We start from the raw sequence: 23,380 nt of genomic DNA, 5'->3' as shown, positions 1-23,380 counted from the left end.
TGGAGAGAAGGCCGGTAATACGGGCACGCAGCCACCGCCACGACCGGACGCGGAGAATCCCGGAGTCGGCGTCGATGCCGTACACCTGGTGCAAGTCGGCTTCGATCAGCGCCCATTGCTCAAGCAGCGCATCCCACGTCAGGACTGGGGCTGCGCCTTGCGGCTGCGCGGCGAGACCGCCCTCGTACCACTCGTAGAGGCCGGTTTCCGGGTCGTACTCGCCGCACCCTTTGCCGAGGAGGCGCGCGACGCCGACCGCCTCGCCGCCCGATTCGCTTTTCCCGGGACGTTGCCCGTCGCCCAGTAGCTCTCGGCGGTCTCACGGTCGGCGGTGATCCACATCATGGCCGTGAGCGCCACGTGCTTGAAACGGCCCCACGACAGATCGGCGCGCAGCTGGTCGTACGCGTCGCCGAGACACATGCGGTAGAGGTCGAGTTCCTGCTCGTCGTTGAGCTGCTGCGTGTCGACCCCGGAGCCGCCCGCGACCAGGCGCGCGGCCAGGGTCGTAATGCGCTCGATCCGGATGCCGTCCTCGGCCGGCGGATCCTCGACCCGGTAGACGCGCTCCACCCCGTCCCGGCCGGTGACCGGGAGTTCGAGGTAGTCGTCGAGGTAGTCGTCGAGCGCCCCGAACCCCATCAGGAACCACCCGCCGGGGGCGTCGCGTTCGGGTTCTCGATCGGGAGGAGCGGGCCGTCACCGGTGAGCGTGACCTCGACCTGGTCCAGGGCGGTGTACTCGCCGCCGGACGGGGCCCACGTCACGATGGCGTACCCCTCGTACGCCTCGGGCAGGCCGTTGCGGTCGAAGTAGCGGACGTGGACCAGGGACGCCGATCCGTACGCGAAGCTGGCGAGCCTGAGCGCTTCGTGTACGGCGTTGTACGTCTTGGCCTGGTCGTTGATCTTCCGGTTGATCGTCATGCCGAGTTCCCACGACTGGCCGGTCTTGGTGTTCCCGGCCCAACCGTCGGAGTCGTAGTCGCTGCTGTCCTCGATGTTGGGCTCGGCGGCCGGGGTCAGGGCGGTGATGCCGGGGCAGAGGCTCCACGTCGGTGTCTCGGCGGTGCCGGTGTTGACCTCGACGCGCCAGCGGCGGGCGAGCGCGGTCACTGCCGGATCGACAGGGGTACTCATGATCGGTCTCCTACTCGTAGGCGTTGGGGGTGGCCCGGGTCGTCCGGGCGTAGTAGTTGGCGGACATCTCCATCCGCCCGTTGGCATCGAGGCCGATCTGTGCCTCGGACTGGCGCCACATCAGCGCGACCGGCACACCCCGGAGACAGGTGTTCTCGCGGCCGTGCAGGAGATCGCACACGGCATCGGCCAGGGCGTAGACCTCGCGCGGGTCCCGCCCGGCCCGCATCCGCACCTGTACAGCGGTGATCGCATCGGTGCCGCCTGTGTCCTCGACCGGGTACGGGGTCAGGCAGATCACCGCGTCCGGCGCCGCGGGCATGAAGCCGATCACGACCGCCGTGCCCTTCGTCGGGTACGGCTCATCCGGCGGCCCGTACGTACCGAGCCCCTGTGCGTTGAGGAGTTCGGCCAGGCCCTCGACAAGGTCGGTGGTGTAGCTCATCGCAGCGCCCGCCGAAGCTGCGCCGCGACGATCCGGGCGACCGCCGCGGCCTCCTCGTTCATCGGTCGTTCCAAGTACTTGGCCGTGCGCCCGGCGTCGTGCTGGTAGTCCATTTCCTCGTGCTGCCGTACCGCGTAAGGGGTGTCGTACGCGACGGCGGCCGTGAGCTGCTGCTCGTCCACCGTCGCCGTGCCGGACCGCTCCAAGGTGCCCTCCTCGATCGGCACCCGGGCCCGGGACGCCTGGAGGACGTGTTCGGAGCTGAGATGGAGTCCCTGTACGGCGCCCGCGCGCGCGGCGGCGGCGACGGCTGCTCCGTTCCATGTGAGGCGTGCGCGCTGCGTCACTCGCAAAACACCTCCGTCGACTGCGGTACCGGGAGGCCCGGCGCGGTGTGCGCGGAAACGTGCAGCGCGGTCGTGATCCGCCCGGACGGCAGGGTGACGCGGGACTGCGGCGGGCAGTCGAGATCCGGGGCGGCGATGACCTGTGCGGTCGAGGTGACCTCGGCCCCGGTCCGGTCCCGCACCGTCCGGACGGTCTCAGAGACCAGAGCGGCCGTGGGCGGGCCCGGTGGCCAGTAGACCGGCCCGACCGGCCCGTCCCCGCGGTACCGCTCGATGACGATGCGGTGCGGCATCAGCCACGAGGGGGCCCTCACCAGATCACCCCCGGCAGTAGTCCAGCCCGTGCCAGGGTGCGCAGTGCGCGCGGCCCGATGTCGACCGCGGACCCGACCGGGCCCCCGCGACGACCGGACATGGACACCGGGCCGATGCTGACGCTGTCCCACTGGCCGGCCGCCCCGGTGTCGTCCCCGCCCTGCGCGGCCACATACTCGACCTGCGCGCACGTGGCGTCGGCGAGGGCCTGGACGACGACCGGATCGGTCGGCATGCCCGCGTCGTCGGTGTCGTAGATCGCGGCCGTGAGTGCATCCTCGACGTCCTCGGATGCGCGGGCGAGCAGCCGCTCGGCATCGGGCGGCGCGGGCTGGCCGGTCCACGCCGACAGCTGCTCCGGAGTGGCGTAGACGCGGCCCACGTCGCCTACTCCTTCGGTGTCTCGGTGGTCTTCCGGCGCGGCTTGGTCTCCTCGACCTCGTAGCCGTGCCGTCGGGCGTACGCGATGACGGCCGGGTCATCTGTCTCGGCCCGCCCGTTCACGAAGGCGGTGCCGCCCGGCCCGGGGCCGGTGAAGCCCTCAACGGGGGTGTGCAGGATGGCCATCAGGGTGCCCCTTCCAGTGCGGTGATCCGCGAGGCCAGTTCGGCAAGGATTCCTTGCACCGTGGTAGCGGTGCCGGGCCCGATCGCCGTAGCGGTGACCTGTGTTGCGGTGTGGACGTGATTGCCCGCGGCGGCGGTCGCCGCGGTGGTGCCGACCGCGAGCGATGACGTGCCCGCGCCGATCGCGGTCCGGGCGGCGGCAGCGTCCGCGGCGGTGAGTACGGAGCGGCCGACCGCCGAGGCGTCCGACACCTGCGCGGCCGTGTGCGTGTGTGTGGCGGGCGGGTAGGTGGTGGGCTTGCCGGTGATCTGCTCCCACGTGACCGGCTGCGCTTCACCGCCCGCCAGTTCGGCCAGTACCTCGCTGAGCGGGCGGCGTGTGCCGTTGGTGTCGACGGTGACGGCGGGGGCGGCGAGCGCGTCGCGGTGCTCGCCGCCCGGGGTGTCGATCATCAGCGGACCTTGATGTTGCGGAAGACACTCGCCGCCTTCGTCGACTTGAGCGCGACCGCGACCGGGCCCATCTCGACCTCACCCGTCTTGACGGCACCTGACGACGTGAAGTCCGGAAGCCACGTCGAGACCAGCTGTCCGCCGACGGTGGAGACGCCGTGGAAGCCGTCGAGGGCGGCACGGTAGGCGTACAGGTCGGTGAGACCTGCTGCCGCGGTGCCGCCGACGGTGCGGTCCTCGATCGGGATGATCGGGTCGTTGCTGCCCGCCTTGTCGCCCGGGTCGGCGAAGATGATGTTGCCGTAGGTCTCGCGGACGATCGGCCGGCCGCCCGGCCCCATGAGCCCGTCGACCGGGGTCTGTGCGTACATGCCCGCGCGCCGGGCGGCGGCACGGACTCGGGCAAGGGTGGACTTGTTGCCGAGGATGACGGTCGGGGTGCCGTCGAGCATGGACAGCCACTCGTCGATGGCGTCGAGTGCCTTGTGTTCGGCGCGGCCTCCGGGGGTGGCGTCGAAGTCGGACCAGTCGGTCACGGTGTCGGCGCGGAATTCGGTATCCGAGCCGGTGAGTGCCTTGTCGAGTCCGTCGAACCCGTCGGCGGTCACGGCCGTGTCGCCGTTGATGACGGCGTCCTGGAACATGGTGCGCGCGGCCTTGATCTTCTGTGCCATGTTCAGGGCGACGGCGCCGGACGCGGTGGGGCCCAGCTTCGCGATCACACGGTCGATCTGGAAGCTTCCACCGAGCACGGTGAGATCGACGGTGTACCGCTGCGTCTGCACGTTGCTCGGCGTGTACTCGGAGTTGAGCGGGCGGAACGCGGCGGTCGGCTGGGTGACCAGCCGTCGGTAGCCGTAGGTGAGGGTCGCGCCGCCTCCGGCGGGGTTGACCACGTCGTCGAACGTCAGCGAGTCGAGGATCGCGGATTCCTTGCGGAACTCGTCGATCACCATCACATCGATGTCGTCCTGAACGTTGTTCTTCGCCTCTGCGAGGGTCACGGGCATGGGTGCTACTCCTGTGGGTTATCCGCCCAGTCGGGCGGCGATGGCGTCGTGAAGGGTGGCGGCCCGCTTCTCGGCGGGGCCGTTGCCGCCGAAGTCGGCGCCGCCCTTGGCCGGTCCGGTCGGGCCGGTGCGGTACAGGCCCGGGTCGGTGTCGACCTCGGCCTTGATGGCGGCCTTGAGCTTCGTGGTGAAGTCGTCGGCGGCGGGGTCGAGGTCGGCCAGTCGCTCGGCGAACGCACGGCTGTTGAGTAGCCGGGGGGCGTTGGCTCCCTCGGTCTGCGCGGCCTTGTACGCGGCCAGCTCGACCGCGTTCGCGCGGGCCTTGGCCTGCTCGGCGGCGAGCTGCTGCGTGAGCTGCGCCGGGTCCGGGGCGGCACTGTCGTCCTTGATCAGGCCGAGTGCCTTGCCGATGTCCTGCGCGAGGGATGCGCGGGCGTCGTCGGCGGCCTTCTGCTTGGCGGTCACGCGGGTCTTCCCCGCCTCGGCGCGGGCCGCGGACAGCTCGGCCGTGAGTCGGGCGATCATCGCCGCCGGGTCCTCGCCGCTGGTACCGGCCTGCGCCTTCGCCGGGCCCTGCCCGCCGTCGCCCTCGCCTCCTGTGCCGCCCTGCGTTTCGGTGCCGTCTCCGGTGTTGCCCTGCCCGCCGTCGCCTCCGGTCCCGCCCTCTCCGGTGCCGTCGCCCCCGGCGATGGCGTAGATCGGGCGGCCGTCGCGGCGGTAGCCGAGCACGGTACTGGCGGCATGGGTGGCGAGCGGGTGACGGAAAGCGCGGATCTTCATCAGTGCACTCCTGGTGCGGGTTGGGCCCGCGCCTGGCGGGCCGTGGGCATGCGAAAGGGGCCCGCTCCTGGCGGGCCCCGGGGTGGTGCTGGTCTGCTGCGCCTACTCGGCGCGGGTGGTGATCGGGCGGGCGCGGGCGTAGCCGCGGATCCATGCCGACCGGAGCAGGGACGTGCGCGGGTACGGGCATGCGGTCGGCGGGTCGCCGCGGCGCCCGGCCTCGGTTCCTTCGTTTACGGCCCGTGTGATGTCCTCGCGCGTTCCCACTGCGTCACCTCTTGTTCTGGTGGTCCGACTCGTTCTTGCGGGCCTTGGCTGCGGCGGCCGACGGCTGCCCGGTGGCCTTCTCGATGAACTCAGCCTGCGTCAGGCGGCCGTTCACACGCCACCACTCGCGCAGTTCGTCGGACGCGCGGGCGTGCGCGATGCGGGCGGGGCCGCTGAACAGCGACATGGGGTCGATGCCGTCGGCCTGCGCCTTCTTGTTGAGTAGGTGTCCGCGGCACGCGTCCTCGGCGTCGAGGTACTGCCGATAGACGTACTCGGCGTACATCTCGCGCGCCGTGGCGCGGGTCACACGCTCGACCGGCTCGGCGCCGGTCTTCTTCTCGGCGGCGCGTACGGCGGCGGCCAACTCCTCGGCAAACTTGGCGTCGTTGGCGAGCGCTCCCCACTCCTCTGGGACCGGCATCGGGTCCGTGGCCACGTCGAGGGCTGCCCGGTCGGCGAGCAGATCCTCGACCGCATTCCCGGTCGCGGCCGGGGCCGGCAGAGGATCGGGCGGATACCGGCGGTCCAGCTCGGCAGCGATCCGGGCCCGGTCGCGGTCGTCAAGCGACGTAGCACGCATCGCTGCGCCCATCTCCTCGTCGCTCATCTCGCGCATGGTGCCGGTGTCGCCTGACCGGACGCGGGCGGCCTGCACGTACGGCGCGGGCGGCGCGGTGCTCGGTGTCGGGAGGTTCGACGCTCCGGGCTGCTCGCGGGCGCGGAGCCGGCGTAGATCGGGGTGGGCGGCAAGGTGGTCGCGCATGACGCCCTGCCACTGGCGGACCTTCTTTTCGGCAGCCTTGCGGGCGGGATCGTCGACGGCGGCGGCAGCGCGGTTCTTCCACTGCCTGATGTGCCGCTCGATCGCCCGCTGACGCTGCCCGGCCTCGTACCCCTCGGGGTCGCTGCCGCCATGCTCGGGCGGGCGCGTGATCCCCGGCGTGTACGCGGCCACGCTGTGGCGGCAGTTCGGGTGTTGGAGCCCGGCCCGGCGTGCCTCGTCGAGCGATCCGGCGACCCGGACTGGCACCATGCGGTCGTCGTCGGTGGCGTGCTCAACCTCGACCGTCCGGGCCCCGTCCGGGCCACTGATCGTGAGGATCTTGGACTCCCACGGCCGGCAGAGCGGGCACTCGCGCGGGGCGTTGCTGACAATGACCAGCTCGACCCCGGCGGTCTCCAGTGTCCGTGTGTGCGCCTCGGTCGCGGCACGGGCCACCCCGGTCCGTACCGCCATCTCCGCGTACGCAGGGAGCGACCAGCGGCGACCGGACCGGTCGACAAAGGACGTGATCCCCTCGTCCGCCCACCGCTGCATGGCGGCCTGGGTGGCCTCCCGGCGAGTAGCCGTGCCAAGCAGGGGCAGCGCAGCCACCTGCGCCACGACCGCCCGGAAGCGGTCGACGACCGTACGCAGGATGCTGCGGTGCGTCGCGGTGACGCGGTCGACGGTCTGCTCGGCGAGCCGGTCGACGGCCTGCGCCTGCGGGGTGATGTCGTCGACCAGGCGGCGCGCGTCGTTCGACAGCGCGCCCAGCTCGGCGACCCCCGCGCGGTGACCGACGTTGTACGCCTCGGCTGTCACCTCGAACACCTCAAGGCTCACGGCCTGGTCGAGCTGGTCGACGACAGCCTGTGAAGCACGGCGCAGCGCGCTGATCGCGGACAGCTTCCGCTCGGCCCACAGCGGGGAGTCGTACCCGTCCGCGAGCTGCCGCGCGATGATGCGGAGTAGGCGGGCCTCGGCGTCGGCGTACAGGTCCCGCGTGCCGGCCGCCAGTGTCTCGACCATGCCGGGGTGAATCGGCACGCGGGCCACCTCCTACATGGGGTAGGTGTCTCCGGGGTCGGGAGCGGCGGCGCCGGTCTCGGCGAGGATCGCAGCGACCTCGTCTTGTACCTCGGTGTCTTGCCACTCCGGGTGCAGCGCCTTGACCTTCGTAGCCGTGCTGACGGCCCCGGCCCGTGCGAGCAAGTCCAGTGTGGTGGCCTTGCTCTGCTCGGACTCGGCGGCGTCGAGCCGGAATTCGACCGTCGGCCGCTCCGGGGTGATCCTGGCCCCGAACTGCGCGACCGCGAGCATCTGGTACGCGAACAGGAAGTCGGCGAGGCCCGGTTTCCAGTGGTCGGCCTTCTTCTTCGTCGTCGTCGTGCTGCGGCCCTTGCGGTCGTCGACCTCGGTCGCGGTGATCGCCTCGCCCCCGCCCTCAAGGCCGAAGCTCTGCGCGCTGTATCCGGCGCTCTCGACCGCCTTGCGGGTGATGGCTTCGGTGGTCCGCTGGTGCTCCTCGACCCTGATTTTGAACTGGCTCAACGTGATCCCACCGCTGTCAGTAGGCGGCACATTCAGGCCCGAGTAGACCTCGCGGTCGTCGTCCCACGCCGCGCCCTGGCCGGGCCCCAAGTTCGTCAGGTAGGCATCGGGGACCACCAGCCGGGCTCGGGCCAGCCGGATATCCCTCATCCAGCTCGACCATGTGTCGTCGAGTGCGGCGAAAAGGTCGTAGATCGGGGCCGCGTAGTCGCTGCGGCCGTACGGGGACGCCCGGTGCCTTCGGTTCGGGGTCATGTTCGGCACGTAGGCGGCGGTGAGCATCCGGATGCCGGTCTCGACCGATACTCCGTCCTCGCCGAGCGACCCGGCCAAGCTGGCCGTGTCGGCGTGCTCGGTGAGCGGCACGGCCCGGCCGAGATTGTCCGGCGTCCCCTCGTAGAGGGCGTGCACAATGCGGCCCGGCTCGTGGCGCTCCAGATGCCGGTAGACGGTCTGCGTGTCGCCGCCGTCCAGCTCCCGCCAGAACGTCACGGCTCTCAAGATCCCGAACGCGTACTCGGGGATCGCGTTGTCTGGCTGCACAGTCGTCGGGATCGGTCGGTCCGGGACGACGCCCCGGTCCCACGTCAGCCGCAGGAAGATACCGGACATGGCCGACGCCTGTTCGGCGGCACCGAGCAGCAGCGGGTGCAGACCCGCCGTGTCGATCAGGTCGGCGAGGTAGGCGGTCGTGGCGTCGTCCGGGGTGGTGATGGCCGGCATCTCCGCGAACAGCAAATCGGAGGCCACGGTGGCGATGTCGCCAGGCAGCGGTACGTGCAACCGGCGCTCGCGCTTCCGCGGGTAGTCGGCGGGCTGCCGCCCCCACAGCGTGCGGCGTCCGCTGCGGCTGTCCTGGTCGGCGCGGCGCGGCGTGTGCTCTCGCCGGTCTGCGACGCGGGCGAGGCGTTCGGGGTCGCTCTCGTACCACATGGCGTCTCGGGCCATCTCGCGGTACACCTCGGCCATCTGCGGCGGCGGCCACGGGGTGCCGTTACTCGGGAGCGGCATTGCCGGTCACCTCCTGGTCCTCGTCGGCGGCCAGCTCGTCGGCGGCGGCCCGGATCGCGTCCGCGAGGTCGCGCATCCCGTCGGCGATCTGCGGCCGGACCGGTTTGCTCCCGTCGATCTCCAGCTCCCCTACCTCGCTGGTCAGGTCCCCTGTGGTGATCCGTATGGGCAGCGTGATGACGGGGCCGGTGGTGGTGGCCATGGCGGCGCCTCCTTTGCAGCGAGGGCGAGTATGTGGCGCCACTCGTGAACGGTCGAATGGACGGCGTAGCGCAGAGCGTCTACGGAGTGGTCGTTGAGCTTGACGGGCTTGTCCTCGCCCTTCTCGGCGGCCTTCTCGTCCCACACGTATCCGGGTAGTTCGTCGAGCAGACCCGTACAGGACCGGTGGATGCGGAGCCGGTCTGCGGCGAGAGCGGACGCAACGGAGCGGATGCCGTCGCCAACCGCGTTGTCGGCACGGGCGATCCCCGGGTAGCCGTCACTCCACAGCTGAGTGATGAGCGAAGCGGCGGCCGGGTCAATGAACGTCCACTCAGGCCGTATGCCCTGGCCGGCCACCCATTCGCGGATGGCGGCCGAGTACTGCGCATCGGTCATCTGCCGTTGCGCCTGGCGGGAGTCGTGCCGCCACTCGGCGCACGCGTAGAGCCGGTCGTCGATGCCGAGGCCGAGCAGGATCACGGACGTGGCGTTGACGGTGCCGTAGTCCATGCCGATCCAGTACCGGCGCATCTCGGGCAGTTCGTCGACGACGTGGCGTGCTTCGTCGTACGCCTCGTAGATGGCGCCCTCGGCCATGACCCACAAGCCGAGCACGTTGCGCTTGTAGAAGAGGCCGCGATACGACGCCTTCGTGCGCGCCTTGTACGCGTCGGACAGGCCCGGGTTGTCGTCCATGACGAAGTGCCACGACTTAAGCCGCGTTTCGCGGGGGCGGAGTAGGTACTCCTTGCGGGCCCAATGGTTGGGGTTGTCGGGGTTGGTCGTTCCGAAGATCTTCGAACCCTCGATGGAGCATCGGGCGTTCAATTGGTCGTAGAACGACCTGGGGAGTGTGGTCAGTTCGTCGACGTACGCCCCGGCGCAGGTGAGACCCCTGACCTTCGGTTCGGCTTGGGCGTCGTTGGCGCCCAACGTGTGCACGGTGCGCCCCAACACGGTCGCGGTCGGGGCGCCGTTGGTGTACGTGATGTCGCGGGCGAGCGGCCCGAAGATGCTCGGGTCCGTGAGCGGCCCGAAAACGTTCCGGGCGAGACTGTCTCGGGTGCGACCGACCATGACCAGTTCGCCACCCTCGGGCCGGTCGGCCACGAAGCCGAGCCAGCACAGCAGGGAAGCGATCGTCTTCCCGGAGCGAACCGAGCCCTCCCAGATGTTCTGAAAGGCGCGCGCCTCCATGATCGAATCGATCTGCTTCGGGGAGAGCGCGAGGCGGCTACGCATCGGCGTCGTCCTCGGCGGCCTGGTCCTCGGGCACGAACTCGGGCGGCGGTCCGCCGTGCCGCTCGGCGTAGTCGCGGGCGAGGCCGGCCATCAGGTCGCCAATCACGCTGCGCCCCTGCGCGGCCTCGTCGACCTGCTGCGGGACCAGCTTCAGGGAGCGGTCGAGGGCGGCCCCGGCGGTCGCCATCATGGTGCGGCGGTCGGCCGGTGTCGGTTCGTCCTGCCACTTCTGGGCGTAGGTGTGGTCCTTGCCGCCCCACTCGAAGTAGAGGTGGGGTTTCGTCATCTTGGCGAGTTCGCGTTCGGCGACGTCGTGCAGCCGGACGGCCATGTCGGCGCGGCGGGCGGCGAGATCGGCCTTGCGGGCGGCGGTGGCAGCCTCGACCGGAGCGCGGTCGAAGGTGAGCGGTGGGTCGAACGCGACGGCGATCTTCGAGACCGTTGACGGGCTGCGCTTGATCGCCCGCGCGATGTCGTTGCGGGACTTGCCCTTGGCGTGCAGCCGCTTGACGGCGGCGCGGTCCTTGGCGTCGATGGGGCGGGCGGCCATGGCTGCTCACCCCCTCGGCGTCTGGGCATGCGACAGCGCCCCGTCACGGCGAGAGGGTGACGGGGCGCGGGTGGTGTGGGTTGTTTCCGGGCACGCCGGAGACGCCCCCAACGTTAGGTCACAAAGTGATAACGGCGCAACCCTTCGGATGGTCCTGCACTACTCAGAGGGGCGCGGAGGTTCCGTCGGGCCATCCGTGCGCCAGTGCATGAGCTCTGGCACGGGCTCGTCGACAAACCAGAGCCTGTGCTGCCTGTCCCAGCGAGCTCCGTGTTTCTTGGCTTGACCCCTGAACTCATAGGGGACATGTAGCCAGATCCGTTCGGAGTTCCGCCTCATGAGGATGGCCCGCGTGTTCTCACGCAGGGAGCTCCAAGCCTCGGTGGTCATGGCATTTACGAGCTCAGTGCCCGTGAAGTCCGTCAGTGAGGGCAGATCGTCGCCCATCTCTTCATCCTCGTCGCTCACTGCGCCCAACCACAGGTCGTAGAAGCGAGGCTGCTCCTCCTCGGGAGACGTCCGGGGGTGCCTGGTGCCCAATGTCTCCACTAGGGCGTCAACAACCTGCCAAGAGGGGAGCCGCGTGCTGGAGAAGGCGTCGTAGATCGTGCTGCGGGAGATGCCGGCTCCCTTAAGTTCTTGCGCCATGGCGGCGAGGGACGGCAACCCTGCTCCCCTGTGTAGGTCGTGAAGTGCAACGTTGAGTTGCCCATGGCCGCCCATCAGCTCCGGCTTCCGCAGTCTTCCGGACCGCCCCATCCTGTGAACTCCACCCGTTTGAAACCGTTTGAATCCGTCCGGCAATCTTCGCAGGCATCCAGTTTCGTGTAGGCGCATTCGAAGTCATTGGCTGCCGTTGGGAGGCGTCCGCCCCTTGGAAGCGCGGAGGCACGGTGGAAACCGCTGCACTCTCGCAGCGCTCACCGCTCGTTCCTGGAGGGGCTCGGATGGACAAGCAGCAGCACATGGACGGCCGTCGACTGGCTCGCGTCGCCGTGTTCGCGATGGTGCGCGGGGCTGGAATGGCGATTGGCGGCGCGCTGGTCACCGCGATTCTCTGGTGGTGTCAGGCCCGGTGAGGGGGTGTCGAGATTCGTCGGACGCTGCGCCCCGCTCGTCGGTCGGACGGACGGGGCGCGGCGTCGGACAGCGGTACGTGTTACGTGGTGGGCTGTCTGACGGGGTAGGGGCCGGGGATGCGGCGGCCGACGCGGGGGACGGCTGGCCGGTCGGACTTGGCGTCATACGGCCTGGTCACGGCGGGTGCGCCGGTCGGACGCGGGGCGAGCTGGTAGGCGATCAGGAGGGGGGTTTCGCCCTCGGGGGCGGTGCCGTGTGCCCATGCGGTGCGGTAGATGTCGGCAAGCTGTCCGACGGCGGCGCGGACGGCTCCGGCGAAGTCGGCGCCGGTGCTCATGATGACGGCGAGGTCGTCGGACAGGGTGGCGTCTACGCGGATGCTGGGGCGCGATCCGGGCTTCGGCGGGGTGGTCTTCTGGGTAGGCTTGGCGGTGCTCACGATGGGGGTTGCTCCCGTCTGAGTAGTCGGCCCGCCCGGTGGTGACGTCACCGTGTGCGGGCCGCGGTTGTTTCAGGCGAACAGGGCGCCCTGTTCGCGCGGGCCGGCGAGGTCGAACAGGGTGGGGGCGTCGCTGGTGGCACTGATCCAGTCCGACCGCCACGTCTGCGCGGCGTGCTCGGTCGCGGTGAGGTCATCTCGGTACGACTCGGCGACGATGGCGGCATCGGCGCGGTCGCGGGCCTCCGCGTTCACGCACCGGGCGCACAGCTTCCAGCCGGTTACGGCGGCGAAGATGGCGTTGCGTCCGCCGGCGGGGCGCCCGCAGAAGAGTTCCCGGGTGCCGGGGCGGCGGTAATGGCCGGTGGTCTTGCGGGCGGCGCCGTGAACGGCGTAGGTATCCATGTGTTCCCCCTGCTCATGGGTGGCTTGCCACCCCAGGGTGGCAGACACTTTGACGGGTGGCAAGCCACCTGGGAGGATCGGCCCATGGCGAACATGCACAAGCACAAGCAACGCGTAGTGCGCGGTATCCCGGACGAGCTGGCGGAGGAGTTCGACGCTGCGGCGCGTGCGGTCGGTAGTGACCGGTCGGCGGTCACACGGCAACTGTGGGCTTGGTATGCAGGACGACCGGGCGCCGTGTTGCCGCAGCGTCCGGCTGATCAGGGCTGATTCTTGCTACGCCTCCTGCTCCGCGCGGCGAGGATCGCGGCCCCCACGACCGTCAGTTCTTCCCCGACCCAATGACGGCGCGCCTCGCTGTCGTACCGGCCCGGCCCGTCGCACGTCGGCCCGGTCTGGCACGTGATCGTCCACCGCTCCGGGTCGCCGGGCGGTATGCGGGAGGTGAGGGAGCCTCCGCAGTACGGGCACGGGTCGTCAAGGTCGTGGTCGCGGCCGTCGCGGTTCAGTGCTCGCTCGACGCGCTGCCGGGCGCGGCGGGCGACCTGGGCGAGGTCGTCGAGGACGACGGACGGGAGCGGGAGGTGTAGGCCGGTGTCCTCGGTCTGGGTGGCGCGTTCTTCGAGCCAGACGGCGGCCCAATGCAGACCCTCGGCGCGGCTCCCTGCCCCGGCGATTCCGCTGCCGCGTACAAGGGTGGCGCTGCGGTGGGTGGGCAGTCGCCACCGGTCCGGGTGTGCGGGGCCGGGCCGCTGCACTCGGAGCGCGATCACGTCGCACGCGGTGAACACGGCCGTCTCGACCTCGTGGGCGGCGTCGAGGGCGTCGAGGTTGAGCGGGGCGGGGTGCTCGCGGAGAACGAGCGGGAGACGACCAACGGCGGGCTCGTCGTGGTCGTCGGTGGCGAGGTCGAGGAACCCGCGGCGCTCCCGGGGCGGCCACTCGGTGGCCGGCGGGCGGGCGATGGCGGAGAGCAGGTCGCCCCACTGCTCGCGGATGGCGCGCAGATCCTCGGCGGCCTGGGCGGTGGTGGCGGTCGGGGTGTGCATGGGGTGCTGCTCCTGGTGGTGCGGGCCGCCCCGTGGCGGTGCGGGGCGGCCGGGCGATCACTGGCATTCGGGGCCGGGGCGGGTGACCTGGTGGATGTGGAACCGGTTGCGGCACTCGATCGGCTGCGGCTCCGGGGTGTTGAGGTCCTGGCGCTGCGCCTCGGCGGTCCGGTACGCGCGCAGCTGCTCGCGCGCGTCGGCGGCGTCCTGCTCGGCCTCGCGGATCGCGTCGTGTGCGGCGGCCAGCTGGGCGATGAAGCGCTCGATGCGGCGTTGCTGCCCGTTGATGGTGCGCCGCAGATCGTCGGACTCCCGTAGCTCCGCCTCGACGTGGGCGCGCAGTAGCGGCCGTTCGGCGTTGGTGAGTACGCCGCGGTCGACACGGGACAGGAGGTGGGCCAGGACCTCGCGGCGCTGCTCGCGCTCGGCGGCGCGGCGCTTGCGGTAGGCCATGGTGCGGCGGGCCATCAGGACACGTCCGGAACGCAGATCCATCCGGGGGCGTCGAGGTCCCGGATGTGGCCGTAGCCAAGGTGGTCGACGGCCTGGGCGAGCTGGCGGTCCCAGTCGGCGCGCTGCTCGGCCGTGGCCGTAGTCGCACGGCCGTACGTGCCCAACCCGACCTCGTCGCACTCGGTGACGAGGAACAGCATGTCGCGGTCGTAGGCACCGGCGGTGAGGTGTCCGACGTCGGGGCACAGGAACTTGACCGTGGCGAGGGCGGTGTCGATGCGGTCGGTCTCGTCCCACGGGTGCGCAGCGGTGGGGATGCGCAGACCGTAGGCGAAGTAGGTGGAGTGGTGAAATCCCATGGGGCTGCTCCGGGGTGGTGGGGGCGCCGCGCGGGTGGCGGCGCCCCAGGGGTGGTCAGTGCTGCGGGGTGGGGCAGTGCCCGGTGTGACAACGGGTCTCGCCGCTGCTTACGACGTGCACGTGGTGTCCGTCGGCGGCCAGGGCGTCGGCGGCCTCTTCGGCGGCGAGGTTGCGCCCGTGCTGGCGGGGATCGGTGGTGTGCTCGGTCATCGGCCGTCCTCGGCGTCGCCGTCGAGCCGGGCGGCGTGGTCGGCAAGGTGGCGGCGCACGGCGTGCATGCCAGCGCAGGTGGCGACACGGGATCGGTCGCCGCGCTCGCGCATCTCGGCGCCCCGTTCCCGGGCGAGCGTGCGGGCCTGCTCGGCGAGGTCGCGGGTGTGGGCGGCGAGCAGCACGCGGGCGGCGGTGGTTGCGGTGGCGGGGGTGTGCACGGCGGGGTCGAGCAAGGCGTCGCGGACGGCGGCCACTATGTCGCCGCGGTTGAAGGTGATGTTGTCGTGCTGCTCGCGGATGATCTCGGCGGCGGGGCGCTCGGTGCCGTCGGTGGGCTGCTCGACGCGGGCCTTGATCGTGTCGTCCGCAATGCGGTCTCGCTGCTGGATCAGTTCGTCACGTTCGGCGCGCAGCTTGGCGGCTTCGGTACGGGCGTCGTCGCGCTCGATCGCGGTCCGGGCGTACAGGCCGACCGCGTGTTCGGCACGGGCTTCCCACGTGGGCCCGGTGGGCTGCTCCTCGGTGGTGTAGACGGCGGCCAGGCGACGTATCAGCCGGGCGGCGTCACCGCGGCCGGGGTCGCACTCGTAGTCCTGGGGCAGGGCCTCGATGGCCAGGGCCCCGGCGATGAGCGCCGAGTGCCGGATGGCGGCCTCGGTGAACGAGTCAGCGGGGGCGTCCGGCTGGCACTTCGGGCAGAAGTCGCCCGTGTCGTCGCACTGCCAGCCCAGCTCGGCGCGCACGTGGTCGCGGACGACGGCCAGGCGCTCGGCATTGGTCATGGTGTCCGTGACGACGAAGTCGCCGCGCCACTCGGCGCCGCACGTGTCGCAGAAGACGCCGAGCCCGCACGGGAAGCGCTGGCCGGTCGGCTGGTCGTCGTTCTCGTCGGGGAGGTTGGCGGCGACGTGGTCGAGCAGGGCGTCGAGACCCGCCGGGCGGGCAAGTGCGCGGTGCATGCTGTCGGCGGCCTGGGCGGCGCTGGGCAGAGATGCGGCGTTGCGGGCGGCGTTCTCCGCGGCCTCAGCAGCGGTCAGCCCCAGGGTGGCGGTCGGCTGATGCTCGGCGGGCGGAGTATCAGCCACGGGGCGCCACTCCATGACCACGGTCAACTCCTGCTCGACCTCGACCGCCTCGACCTCGCTGGCGTAGTCCCACGGGTCCGAGTCCTGCATCTCCGTGAGCGGCGCCAGGTAGTCGACCTGCCACGTCCGCCCGTCATCCGGGGCGCGGAACACGAGGGTGTTGACCGACTCCCAGCGGCGGGACTCGGTCTGCTCGCGGTGCAGCTCAATCGCGACGCCGGGGTGGGCGGTCACCCACTCCGGGTGGTCGGCGGCGTAGTCAGCGGTGACGATGTCGTTGGGCAAGCCCATGGTGTCGAGCTGGGCGCGGGTGAAGGTGCGGGTGGGCACGGTGCCTCTTCTCGGGGTGTGGTGTGCGGGGTGCTCGCGCGCGCGGCCGGGGCCGCGTCCGGACGTCGGCCGGTGAGGGTCAGAACGGGGGCTCGCTGCTGTTCTGCTGGGCCCAGGGGTCGTTGGCGGGCTGCTGGGCGCCGTAGCCGTTGCTGGCGGGCTGCTGGCGCTGCTGCTGGCCGCCGGTCTTGGTGACGGTCGCGGTCGCGTTCTTCAGCGACGGGCCGACCTCTTCGACGTCCAGCTCGTACACGGTGCGCTTGGTGCCTTCGCGGTCCTCGTAGGAGCGCTGCTTGAGCCGTCCTTGGACGATGACGCGCATGCCGCGGGTGAGGGATTCGGCGGCGTTCTCGGCGGCCTGGCGCCAGACCGAGCAGGTGAGGAAGAGGGCGTCGCCGTCCTTCCACTCGTTGGTCTGGCGGTCGAAGGTGCGGGGCGTCGAGGCGATGCGGAATTTCGCGACGGCGGCCCCGGTGGGGGTGAACTTCAGCTCGGGGTCGTCGACGAGGTTGCCGACGACGGTGATGACGGTTTCGCCTGCCATGGGTTACGCGGCCTGCCTTTCGGTGGTGTGGGTGGGGTGGAGCGGGGTGACGGTGGCTTGGGTGGTGGGGCGTCGGCGGCATGCGCGGCAGCGGCGCCATCCGGCGGGGGTGATGTAGGTGTTCGCGGTGTCGTAGGCGTGGCCGCGGGGGCAGTGCGTGGCGCGTGCAGCGCGGGCGGTGGGGCCGTCGGACCGCAGGGTGTTGGTGCGGTGCGTGACGGGCTCGGTGTGGGCCGGGTTCACGCAGGCGCGGTTGCGGCAGAGGTGGTCAAGTTCGAGGCCGGCGGGGACGGGGCCGACCAGCTGTTCGTAGGACCAGCGGTGTGCGCCGACAACTTCGGGGCCGCTGCGGAAGGTGCCGTAGCCGCGGTTGTTGATGCCTGCGGTCCAGCTCCAGCAGCGGCCGGGGGCCTGGCGGTGGAGGGAGAGCGCGCCGTCGAACGCAACCTTCGACCAGTAGCGCCATGCGGCGGCGGGGCGGGGCCGGGTCATGGGAGTCCTTCCCGATCATTCAGTGCTCGCGAGTAACAGTATTGCGCGAGCACTAAATGAAAGGGGCATGCGTTATCCGTTTGTGACGTTTGCGCTGGTCGGCTTCTTGCTGGCCCGGTGCTCGCGGAGGGCGGCAAGCAGGATGTTGCGGCGCCGTGCGGCTTCGAGTGGGTGGGTGGGGTAGGGCACGTAACCCGGGTCTTCGCGCATGGCGCGGGCCTGGCCGAACGTGCCGTCGGGGACGGCCTCGGCGGCAAGTCGGTCGTCGTAGATCTTCATGCGGCGGCCCCTGCGCGGGCGGCGTCGATGCGGGCGTGGTGGAAGTTGACGCGGGGGCGTCCGGCGGTTTGGCAGCGCTGTCCGGCGGAGGCGCGGCAGGCTGCCCACGGGCAGGGGACGGTGTACGGGTCCGGCTGCCCGGCGACGGTGAGGCGGCGGCGCTCGGCCCTGACGGGGCGGTGGGCGTCGAAAGTGTCGTCGAGGTCGCGGGGGATGTATCCGCCGAGGGCGGCGAGGCGGGCGGCGTCGGCCTGGTCTCGCTCGGCGCGGCTGCCCGCGGGGAGCGCAGTGCGGGTTTGGGCCGGGGCCTGCCCGGTCTCGACCGCGTGGCGGGTGGTCGTCAGGGCGGCCCGGTAGGCGGCTTCGTCGTCGGGATCGACGTGGGGGGTGGGGTCGACGTGGCGGCCGAGGATGTCGCGGCGGAACGTCCACCAGGGGCGGGACACGTCGGACGGCTGGATGCGGTAGGGCGACGTGGCGATGTGCTGGCGGACGGCCCATGCGGCGTTCCAGTCGCGGCCCTCGGGGTGCGGGGCGGTCGCGGGCACGTCGGCCAGTAGGTCGCACCACTGGGCCAGGCGTTCGTCGGCCTCGGCGTCGGTGGCGACGGTGAGGCGCGGGTCGAGGCGGACGGCGTAGGCGATCAGGGCGGTGATCTCGCGGGGGTTCACTGTTGGGCCTCCAGGCGTTCGAGGGCGGCGGCGAGGTGGTCGGCGGACTGGGCGGCGCGGCCCTTGCGGGGGGCGTTGGGGTCGAGGGGGATGACGTCGGCGCCGGGAGCGGGGCGGCGGAGTTCGGACAAAGCGAACTGGAGCGTGCCCCCCGTGACGGGCTTGCTGGTCTGGCCGAGTCGGTCGAGGGCGGCGGCGAGCGTCTGCGGGTTAAGCCCGTTGCCGAGGGCGTCGGTGATTGCGCGGCGGATCGTGTGCCGCGACTGCGCGGTGCCGCGGCCGTAGCGGGCCCACCAGTCGGTGAGGAGTGCGGCGGCGGGCTCCTGCTCCCCCTGGGGGGTAGGGGGGTTAGTACCTCCTACGGAGGTACTACGGGTCGGGTCGGGTCGGGGGGACCGTGACGGGTCCGCACCATCACACTGTGACTGGTGCCTCTGACCTGCGGTTTCATCGAAAAACGCGCCCGCGTTCGCGTCGCTATCAGAATTTTCGCCCGCCGAATCGTCGTCCTTTCGCGGCGCGTTCGCGGACGATTCCCGCTGCTTTCGCTCCTCGGCGGCGCGCTCGCGGGCCCGGCGCTGCCGCTCGGCGGCGCCCGTCTTTCGGGCCTGCTCCTTTTCCTTGGTCGGGTTGTACTCCAAGAAGTCGTGCATCACGTAGTCGCCGGGGCCCGGCTGTGCGCACCGGGGGCAGGTGTGGCCGTGCTCGTGCCACAGGCCGGCCGCGACCAGCTTTCGAGCCTGCGGCGCGGTGCCGTAGAGCTGGGCGACGACGCCGGGCACGACACCTTCCGTGAGGTGCTGGGCGGCGTAGGACCCGGCGCGGAGCCACAGGCCGAGGGCGGCGTTCGTGGCCTTGATCACCTTCGGGTGCATGTGCGCGGTGTCGTCGACCTTGAACCAGGTCAAGGGGTGCTCCTGTCGGGTGGTGCGCCCGGGGCGAGGGGCGAACGGCCGGCCTCGCCCCGGGGCGATACGGGGCTACTGCGGGGCGGTGAGGGCGGCGGCGAACTGGCGGAGGAGACCGGCGCGTTCGGCGGCGCGGCCGACGCAGGCGGGGCACCACTCCAGACCGGGCGGCGGCACGGCGGGCATCGGGTCGAGGATCACGGGGTCGCTGTCGCGGTGGGCCCACCCGGACGTGTTGCACTCGCCGGACCGGCCGGGGAACTTGCCGTCCTCGCGCATGATGTGGAGGCGGCGGACCTGGGCGGCGCGGCGGCCGGAACGGGCACTGTAGCCGCGGTAGAACGCCCTCACGGCTGCTCCTGGGTGTAGTAGGGGCGGGTGCGGGCGGGCTGGTGCTGGTCGCAGCGGGGCCCGCACGGGTAGGGCCGGGCCGGGATGGCGCGGCACGGGGGGTTGCCGTGCGCGCACGGGCGCGGCGGCCGGGCCGTGGCCGGGTGGCTCACGTGGTCACGCCCCATCGGACCGACAAGACCAGGGCGAGCAGCCATCAGCGGCGCCGTTCTCGGCGAGCTCCAACTCGGCGTCCGCGACGGCGTCGAACAGGTCGCCTTGCCGGTCGGTCCACTCGCCGCGGGTGACGCGGTCGATAGGGGCCTCGTCGAGCGGCAACAGACTGCGATGCAGATAAGGCGCGTGCTTGATCCCGCGGTGCGGCACCTCACGCATCTGCCGATCGAACTCGACGGCGTCCGCCCATTCCTCCGGTGAGTTGTCCCGCAGATCGCGCCACGCTCGGTTGCCGTGGAACGGGCAGCCGATGCATGCGCTCTTGGGGGTCTCGCCCCATCCGACGGACCGCAGATAGCGGATGCAGTCGTTACGGGTCCACCCCCCGCGCCCGTCGGCGGCGCCGTCGAGGTGCAGCAACGGGAACGCGTTGCGGAGGTAGCCAACTTGGGCGTCCTTGGCGCGGTGGAACTCGTCGCGACTGATGCCTATCCACTGCTCGGCGAACACGCTGTGGGGCACGCGGCGCGGGTGCGGGTAGCCGAGGCGTTCGCGTACGGCCTTCTTGATCGGCGTTACCTTGAATTCCTCGGTGCACTGCCGACGCACCATGGCAGCAGATTCACCCTTGCTGTCCAGCACGAATACGGGCAGGCGCATCCATGAACCGGGGTGTAGTGAGTCGGCGCGGAGGTCGCCAGCGGAACGTTTCCCCGTACTACTGACGGCTCGCACACGCACGATCGGTATCCCGGCCGGCTGCGCAACCTCTCGGTCAAGGCGGTCAAGGTGCTCATAGACCGACCGCGGCTCCCAACCAGTGTCAGCGAACAGGGCGGCATCCGGCTTGGGGAGACGCCCCTCGGCGGCGAGCAGGAGCAGCGTGGTCGACTGCACCCCGGCGCCGAGAGACAGGTACGTAAAGGCGGGCTTGGGGGTGGACGCGTCCATTTCGGCGGCGGCCTCGACGACGAGCTGGCCGGGGACCGGGGTGACCGGCGGGGTGTCGAGGTGGCGACGGGCCCGGTCGAGGCGGGCGGCGGCGCTCATCGCAGCGCCCCGGCGGCGGCCTCGGCGGCGGCCAGGCCCTCGGCCTCGTCCAGCTCGTCATCGGTGATACCGACCCCGGCCTTCTTCAGCTCCCACAACAGGTCTGTGACGGTGAGGTGGTAGTCGCTGGTGGCGACGCGGGAGATGGTGCGGCGGGTGGTGTCGAGCAGCTGCTCGACGGCGACCAGCCGCGCGGCCAGGGCGAGGACTTCGGCGGCGAGGATGCGGGCCTTGGCGGCGTCGGTGTACCCGTGGCGGGCGGTCCCGGCCGCGGCGGCCACGGTGTCCGTGACCAGCATGACGGCGGCGGGGGTGGTGGTGCCGAGCTGGGCGGCGAGGGCGGCCCGCTGGTCGGCGGTCAGCAGAGTGAGCATGGTGGTGGGGTCCTTCCGGGGCCCGCCCCCGGCACGGCGGCCGGGAGCGGGTCACAACGCGACTACGCGGCGGTCTGGGTGAGTTCGAGCGGGGCCGGGGCCTCGATGGCGCGGTCGAGGTCGAGGTGCCCGACCTCAACCGCCTCGGCGGCAAGGGCGCGGCCGTCGAGCGGCTGGCGCTTGCTCGCCCGGGTGAACAGCCAGCGCCAATATCGGCGGCGCTTCGGGACGATCCGTACACCGGGCACGTCATGGATCTCGCCGGACTCCGGGTCGGCGTAGACCGAGGCGCCAGCCGCGTCGACAGCGGCGAGTACGGCGGCGGTGAACGTCTGGTCGATGACGACCTCGGTCCGGGCCGGGATGATCCGGAAGTCGAAGTGGTCGGGGTAGTTGTCGCGTACCCACGCGGCGAACGCGTCGCGGTCGGTCACCTCGGCCTCGGCCTCGCCCCCGACGCGGGTTACGGTGCCGAACTTGGTGTCGTCCTCGCCGCCGAGGGTCACGTCGGCCTTCGTCGACTTGCTCGTTTTGTACTGCTGGTCGAGCAGGTACTCGGCGACGGTGTTCCACTCCTCGAACATCTCGGCGGCGGCGTCAAGTCGGGCCTTCATGGCGAGGCGCTGGCGCAGTACGGCGGCGAGGTATGCCGGGTCGGGCGGGGTGGGCTTCTTCTCGACGGCCTGTTCGGCGGCGGGCTCCTCGGCGGCGGGCTGCTCGGCGGTCTGCGCGGTCACTGGGCACCCCCGGCAGCGGCCTCGATCTTCTGCCGGAACTGGTCGAGCTGGGCGGCCCCGGCCTGCTCGATCGGCAGGCCGTAGACGCGCTCAAAGTCGGCGTCGAGGGTGGGGAGGTTGGCGCGGCTGGCGGCGAGCCTGAGCGCCTGTTCCGCCTCGGCGGCGGCGGCCTCCGGGCTCTTGGCCGGGGCCGACGGCGGCACGGTCCGCTCGCCCTGCTGGGCGGCCCTTTCCTTCTGCGCGAGGACCGCGTCGAGACGGGCGAGGTAGTCGGCCGGCGCGCCTGCCTCGACGGCGGCGGTCCGGATCTTGTCGAACTCGGCGCGGCTGCCCGCGGCCTGTGCCTCCGCGAGGTAGTCGCGGCGCTGCTGGCGCTGCTCCTGCTGCGGCTGCTCCCAGGGGCCGGGCTCGGCGCGCTTGCTTCGGCGCGGCTGCTGCTGCCTCTGCCCGCGCTGCTGGCGGCGCTGCTGCATCTCGGCGCGGTGCTCGGCGGTCGGCTCGACGGGGTGGTCGCGGTCGCCATCATCGATGCTGCGGCCGTCCACGGGGATCATGAACAGGGTGAACAGGAGGTACTTCAACGCGGCTGACTGGGCCTTGTTGGTGGCCTTGTCGGCGAAGTCGGAAGCCTCGCCCGGCACTTCGGCGGTGAGGCAGTCACCTGCGGGCCCGTAGACGTGGTAGCGCATGGTGATGTTGACGTGCGTCATCTTCTCGCCGCGGCGCTCGGCGCGATGGGCGGCGATGCTCGGCAGGATGAACAGGCCGTGCGCGCGCATTGGGCCCGCCATCGCCGACATGGCGTCGTCGACGCCGCGGAACTTGTAGCGCTGCTGCTGGTTCTCCTTGTCCTTCGCGACGGGCATCACGTCGCGCATGACGGCGGCGATCGCGGCAAATACGCGCGGTGCGTCGGCGGGGGCCCCGGCGGGGGCGGGCTGGTAGATCGGTGCCGTGACCGGCGCCGACGGCTGCGGCGCGGTCGCGGGGAGCGGGAGAGCGGTGACGGTCACGGGCGGGGGCCTTTCGGGGTGTGGCGGATGTGTCCGGCGAGGCGGGTGATGCGCCCGGCGACGGTGATCGCCGCGTCCGGGGACAGGTGCGGGTCGGTCTGGCACTCGGTCGGCAGCTCGTCGAGCAGCAGCTCGCGGGTGGCGTCGGCCCCGGCCGCGCGGATCGACCGCTCGTAGTCCGGCATGGCGTCGTCGGTCACGGCCTGGTCGAGACGCCGCACCGACTCGGCGTGCGCCCGCAGCAACGTGCCGAGCAGCGACGGGTTCTCCGTGTACGCGGTCGCGAGGTCGTCGAGCAGTGGGGCGAGCAACTGATCGCGGATCGGGAGGCGGACGGCGGTGCCGTCGGCGGTGAGCGTCGGGCGCAGCATCAGTGCAGCTCCTCGGGAAGGGCCGGGACGTCGAGGACCAGGACCCCGGTCGCCACGTCGTAGGCGTACGGGTGGGACCAGTCGGTACCGGGGAGCAGTCGGCACAGCAGGCCGTAGGCGGCGCGGTGCGCCTCCCGGTCGGCGCGGAGCGACAGGCCGAGCGCGTCGAGCAGCACCACGTACGCGGTCAGTTGGACGCTGCCGGTGCCGTCGGTCCAGACCGGGACGGTGCGCACCGTGTGCACGCCGGGCGCGATCTGGTCGAGCTGCCGACGGATTACCCGGGTGCGGGTGACGTGGCGGTGGCCGATGCGGGCGCCGGTCAGGTAGTGCGCGGCGCGGAGCGTGCGGCGGGTAGTCTGCGAGTTCACGAG

General features: G+C 71.5%; 38 protein-coding genes. 1 reads left to right on the top strand and 37 read right to left on the bottom strand.

The features are described from left to right. Nucleotides 1-138 precede the first annotated feature (138 nt). From ACFYY6_RS17345 to ACFYY6_RS17265, 17 genes are all read right to left on the bottom strand, one after another. Nucleotides 139-642, bottom strand: a complete 504-nt coding sequence (locus tag ACFYY6_RS17345) for a hypothetical protein (protein ID WP_389193889.1) — start codon at nt 640-642, stop codon at nt 139-141. Continuing rightward, nucleotides 642-1,139 carry a phage tail tube protein gene (locus tag ACFYY6_RS17340; protein WP_389193886.1) on the bottom strand — a complete coding sequence of 166 codons (498 nt, stop codon included), beginning with the start codon at nt 1,137-1,139 and terminating at the stop codon, nt 642-644. The genes ACFYY6_RS17345 and ACFYY6_RS17340 overlap by 1 nt, the downstream gene beginning before the upstream one ends. A gap of 10 nt (nt 1,140-1,149) precedes the next feature. Continuing rightward, entirely contained in the window at nt 1,150-1,584 is a 435-nt protein-coding gene (locus ACFYY6_RS17335; protein ID WP_073782055.1) for a minor capsid protein, read from the bottom strand. Next, nucleotides 1,581-1,931 (bottom strand): minor capsid protein, encoded by a 351-nt coding sequence (locus ACFYY6_RS17330; protein WP_073782056.1) that lies wholly within the window; start codon nt 1,929-1,931, stop codon nt 1,581-1,583. Before ACFYY6_RS17330 ends, ACFYY6_RS17335 begins: the two co-directional genes overlap by 4 nt. Further along, nucleotides 1,928-2,245 (bottom strand): hypothetical protein, encoded by a 318-nt coding sequence (locus ACFYY6_RS17325; RefSeq protein WP_389193883.1) that lies wholly within the window; start codon nt 2,243-2,245, stop codon nt 1,928-1,930. The genes ACFYY6_RS17330 and ACFYY6_RS17325 overlap by 4 nt, the downstream gene beginning before the upstream one ends. Continuing rightward, on the bottom strand, nt 2,242-2,628 hold the full coding sequence (locus ACFYY6_RS17320) for a hypothetical protein (protein ID WP_073782058.1): 387 nt from the start codon (nt 2,626-2,628) through the stop codon (nt 2,242-2,244). The genes ACFYY6_RS17325 and ACFYY6_RS17320 overlap by 4 nt, the downstream gene beginning before the upstream one ends. A gap of 5 nt (nt 2,629-2,633) precedes the next feature. After that, entirely contained in the window at nt 2,634-2,813 is a 180-nt protein-coding gene (locus ACFYY6_RS17315; RefSeq protein ID WP_073782059.1) for a hypothetical protein, read from the bottom strand. Continuing rightward, the gene (locus tag ACFYY6_RS17310) at nt 2,813-3,265 is read right to left on the bottom strand and encodes a hypothetical protein (protein WP_107430477.1); all 453 of its coding nucleotides are present in this window, start codon (nt 3,263-3,265) and stop codon (nt 2,813-2,815) included. The genes ACFYY6_RS17315 and ACFYY6_RS17310 overlap by 1 nt, the downstream gene beginning before the upstream one ends. Further along, nucleotides 3,265-4,275, bottom strand: coding sequence for a major capsid protein (locus ACFYY6_RS17305; protein WP_389193878.1), 1,011 nt, complete (start codon nt 4,273-4,275; stop codon nt 3,265-3,267). Before ACFYY6_RS17305 ends, ACFYY6_RS17310 begins: the two co-directional genes overlap by 1 nt. An 18-nt stretch (nt 4,276-4,293) precedes the next feature. After that, nucleotides 4,294-5,055 (bottom strand): hypothetical protein, encoded by a 762-nt coding sequence (locus ACFYY6_RS17300; RefSeq protein WP_389193875.1) that lies wholly within the window; start codon nt 5,053-5,055, stop codon nt 4,294-4,296. 102 nt (nt 5,056-5,157) lie between these two features. Next, a complete protein-coding gene (locus ACFYY6_RS17295) occupies nt 5,158-5,322 on the bottom strand; it encodes an Rmf/CrpP fold protein (RefSeq protein ID WP_338014134.1) in 165 nt (54 codons plus the stop codon). A 4-nt stretch (nt 5,323-5,326) separates the two neighbouring features. After that, nucleotides 5,327-7,135, bottom strand: a complete 1,809-nt coding sequence (locus tag ACFYY6_RS17290) for a phage minor capsid protein (protein WP_389193871.1) — start codon at nt 7,133-7,135, stop codon at nt 5,327-5,329. Nucleotides 7,136-7,147: 12 nt separating this feature from the next. Next, a complete protein-coding gene (locus tag ACFYY6_RS17285) occupies nt 7,148-8,650 on the bottom strand; it encodes a phage capsid protein (RefSeq protein ID WP_389193868.1) in 1,503 nt (500 codons plus the stop codon). Continuing rightward, entirely contained in the window at nt 8,634-8,852 is a 219-nt protein-coding gene (locus ACFYY6_RS17280; RefSeq protein WP_389193865.1) for a hypothetical protein, read from the bottom strand. The genes ACFYY6_RS17285 and ACFYY6_RS17280 overlap by 17 nt, the downstream gene beginning before the upstream one ends. Further along, nucleotides 8,792-10,096 (bottom strand): PBSX family phage terminase large subunit, encoded by a 1,305-nt coding sequence (locus tag ACFYY6_RS17275; protein WP_389193862.1) that lies wholly within the window; start codon nt 10,094-10,096, stop codon nt 8,792-8,794. Before ACFYY6_RS17275 ends, ACFYY6_RS17280 begins: the two co-directional genes overlap by 61 nt. Continuing rightward, a complete protein-coding gene (locus ACFYY6_RS17270; protein WP_389193859.1) occupies nt 10,089-10,646 on the bottom strand; it encodes a helix-turn-helix domain-containing protein in 558 nt (185 codons plus the stop codon). Before ACFYY6_RS17270 ends, ACFYY6_RS17275 begins: the two co-directional genes overlap by 8 nt. A gap of 159 nt (nt 10,647-10,805) precedes the next feature. Further along, nucleotides 10,806-11,294: a DUF5710 domain-containing protein gene (locus tag ACFYY6_RS17265; protein ID WP_389193857.1), complete on the bottom strand. Its 489-nt coding sequence runs from the start codon at nt 11,292-11,294 to the stop codon at nt 10,806-10,808. A 299-nt stretch (nt 11,295-11,593) separates the two neighbouring features. On the opposite strand from ACFYY6_RS17265, the gene ACFYY6_RS17260 reads away from it, so the two are divergent. Further along, entirely contained in the window at nt 11,594-11,725 is a 132-nt protein-coding gene (locus tag ACFYY6_RS17260) for a hypothetical protein (protein ID WP_389193854.1), read from the top strand. 80 nt (nt 11,726-11,805) lie between these two features. Here ACFYY6_RS17260 and ACFYY6_RS17255 read toward each other — a convergent pair whose 3' ends face one another. From ACFYY6_RS17255 to ACFYY6_RS17160, 20 genes are all read right to left on the bottom strand, one after another. Next, the gene (locus ACFYY6_RS17255; protein WP_389193851.1) at nt 11,806-12,165 is read right to left on the bottom strand and encodes a hypothetical protein; all 360 of its coding nucleotides are present in this window, start codon (nt 12,163-12,165) and stop codon (nt 11,806-11,808) included. Nucleotides 12,166-12,237: 72 nt separating this feature from the next. Beyond that, nucleotides 12,238-12,570 carry a hypothetical protein gene (locus ACFYY6_RS17250; protein WP_389193848.1) on the bottom strand — a complete coding sequence of 111 codons (333 nt, stop codon included), beginning with the start codon at nt 12,568-12,570 and terminating at the stop codon, nt 12,238-12,240. A 260-nt stretch (nt 12,571-12,830) separates the two neighbouring features. Further along, nucleotides 12,831-13,619 carry a hypothetical protein gene (locus tag ACFYY6_RS17245; RefSeq protein ID WP_389193845.1) on the bottom strand — a complete coding sequence of 263 codons (789 nt, stop codon included), beginning with the start codon at nt 13,617-13,619 and terminating at the stop codon, nt 12,831-12,833. 57 nt (nt 13,620-13,676) lie between these two features. Then, nucleotides 13,677-14,114, bottom strand: a complete 438-nt coding sequence (locus ACFYY6_RS17240; RefSeq protein ID WP_389193842.1) for a hypothetical protein — start codon at nt 14,112-14,114, stop codon at nt 13,677-13,679. Further along, complete coding sequence (locus ACFYY6_RS17235) at nt 14,087-14,431, bottom strand: hypothetical protein (protein ID WP_389193839.1); 345 nt, start codon at nt 14,429-14,431, stop codon at nt 14,087-14,089. Before ACFYY6_RS17235 ends, ACFYY6_RS17240 begins: the two co-directional genes overlap by 28 nt. Nucleotides 14,432-14,486: 55 nt before the next feature. Further along, a complete protein-coding gene (locus ACFYY6_RS17230; RefSeq protein WP_389193836.1) occupies nt 14,487-14,642 on the bottom strand; it encodes a hypothetical protein in 156 nt (51 codons plus the stop codon). Continuing rightward, nucleotides 14,639-16,060 (bottom strand): hypothetical protein, encoded by a 1,422-nt coding sequence (locus ACFYY6_RS17225; RefSeq protein WP_389193833.1) that lies wholly within the window; start codon nt 16,058-16,060, stop codon nt 14,639-14,641. The genes ACFYY6_RS17230 and ACFYY6_RS17225 overlap by 4 nt, the downstream gene beginning before the upstream one ends. 79 nt (nt 16,061-16,139) lie before the next feature. After that, entirely contained in the window at nt 16,140-16,604 is a 465-nt protein-coding gene (locus tag ACFYY6_RS17220) for a single-stranded DNA-binding protein (protein ID WP_389193831.1), read from the bottom strand. Between the two features lie 3 nt (nt 16,605-16,607). Continuing rightward, a complete protein-coding gene (locus ACFYY6_RS17215; RefSeq protein ID WP_389193828.1) occupies nt 16,608-17,096 on the bottom strand; it encodes an HNH endonuclease signature motif containing protein in 489 nt (162 codons plus the stop codon). A 72-nt stretch (nt 17,097-17,168) separates the two neighbouring features. Next, nucleotides 17,169-17,375 carry a hypothetical protein gene (locus ACFYY6_RS17210; protein ID WP_389193825.1) on the bottom strand — a complete coding sequence of 69 codons (207 nt, stop codon included), beginning with the start codon at nt 17,373-17,375 and terminating at the stop codon, nt 17,169-17,171. Further along, nucleotides 17,372-18,046 carry a cell surface glycoprotein gene (locus ACFYY6_RS17205; protein ID WP_389193822.1) on the bottom strand — a complete coding sequence of 225 codons (675 nt, stop codon included), beginning with the start codon at nt 18,044-18,046 and terminating at the stop codon, nt 17,372-17,374. Before ACFYY6_RS17205 ends, ACFYY6_RS17210 begins: the two co-directional genes overlap by 4 nt. Beyond that, nucleotides 18,043-18,954 carry a mucin-2 gene (locus ACFYY6_RS17200; protein WP_389193819.1) on the bottom strand — a complete coding sequence of 304 codons (912 nt, stop codon included), beginning with the start codon at nt 18,952-18,954 and terminating at the stop codon, nt 18,043-18,045. The genes ACFYY6_RS17205 and ACFYY6_RS17200 overlap by 4 nt, the downstream gene beginning before the upstream one ends. A gap of 72 nt (nt 18,955-19,026) precedes the next feature. After that, nucleotides 19,027-19,305, bottom strand: a complete 279-nt coding sequence (locus ACFYY6_RS17195) for a hypothetical protein (RefSeq protein WP_389193816.1) — start codon at nt 19,303-19,305, stop codon at nt 19,027-19,029. Continuing rightward, a complete protein-coding gene (locus ACFYY6_RS17190) occupies nt 19,302-19,472 on the bottom strand; it encodes a hypothetical protein (protein ID WP_389193813.1) in 171 nt (56 codons plus the stop codon). Before ACFYY6_RS17190 ends, ACFYY6_RS17195 begins: the two co-directional genes overlap by 4 nt. Further along, complete coding sequence (locus tag ACFYY6_RS17185; RefSeq protein WP_389193810.1) at nt 19,462-20,511, bottom strand: hypothetical protein; 1,050 nt, start codon at nt 20,509-20,511, stop codon at nt 19,462-19,464. The genes ACFYY6_RS17190 and ACFYY6_RS17185 overlap by 11 nt, the downstream gene beginning before the upstream one ends. Next, on the bottom strand, nt 20,508-20,885 hold the full coding sequence (locus ACFYY6_RS17180) for a hypothetical protein (RefSeq protein WP_389193807.1): 378 nt from the start codon (nt 20,883-20,885) through the stop codon (nt 20,508-20,510). Before ACFYY6_RS17180 ends, ACFYY6_RS17185 begins: the two co-directional genes overlap by 4 nt. Before the next feature lie 62 nt (nt 20,886-20,947). Then, on the bottom strand, nt 20,948-21,622 hold the full coding sequence (locus tag ACFYY6_RS17175) for a hypothetical protein (protein WP_389193804.1): 675 nt from the start codon (nt 21,620-21,622) through the stop codon (nt 20,948-20,950). Further along, nucleotides 21,619-22,635: an ERF family protein gene (locus tag ACFYY6_RS17170; RefSeq protein WP_389193801.1), complete on the bottom strand. Its 1,017-nt coding sequence runs from the start codon at nt 22,633-22,635 to the stop codon at nt 21,619-21,621. Before ACFYY6_RS17170 ends, ACFYY6_RS17175 begins: the two co-directional genes overlap by 4 nt. After that, a complete protein-coding gene (locus ACFYY6_RS17165) occupies nt 22,632-23,006 on the bottom strand; it encodes a hypothetical protein (RefSeq protein WP_389193799.1) in 375 nt (124 codons plus the stop codon). Before ACFYY6_RS17165 ends, ACFYY6_RS17170 begins: the two co-directional genes overlap by 4 nt. Then, nucleotides 23,006-23,377: a hypothetical protein gene (locus ACFYY6_RS17160; protein ID WP_388969206.1), complete on the bottom strand. Its 372-nt coding sequence runs from the start codon at nt 23,375-23,377 to the stop codon at nt 23,006-23,008. Before ACFYY6_RS17160 ends, ACFYY6_RS17165 begins: the two co-directional genes overlap by 1 nt. Nucleotides 23,378-23,380: the final 3 nt, after the last annotated feature.

The organism is Streptomyces sp. NPDC001750, assembly GCF_042892615.1.
Taxonomy (GTDB): domain Bacteria; phylum Actinomycetota; class Actinomycetes; order Streptomycetales; family Streptomycetaceae; genus Streptomyces.
This window is presented reverse-complemented; position numbering and strand designations above follow the sequence as displayed.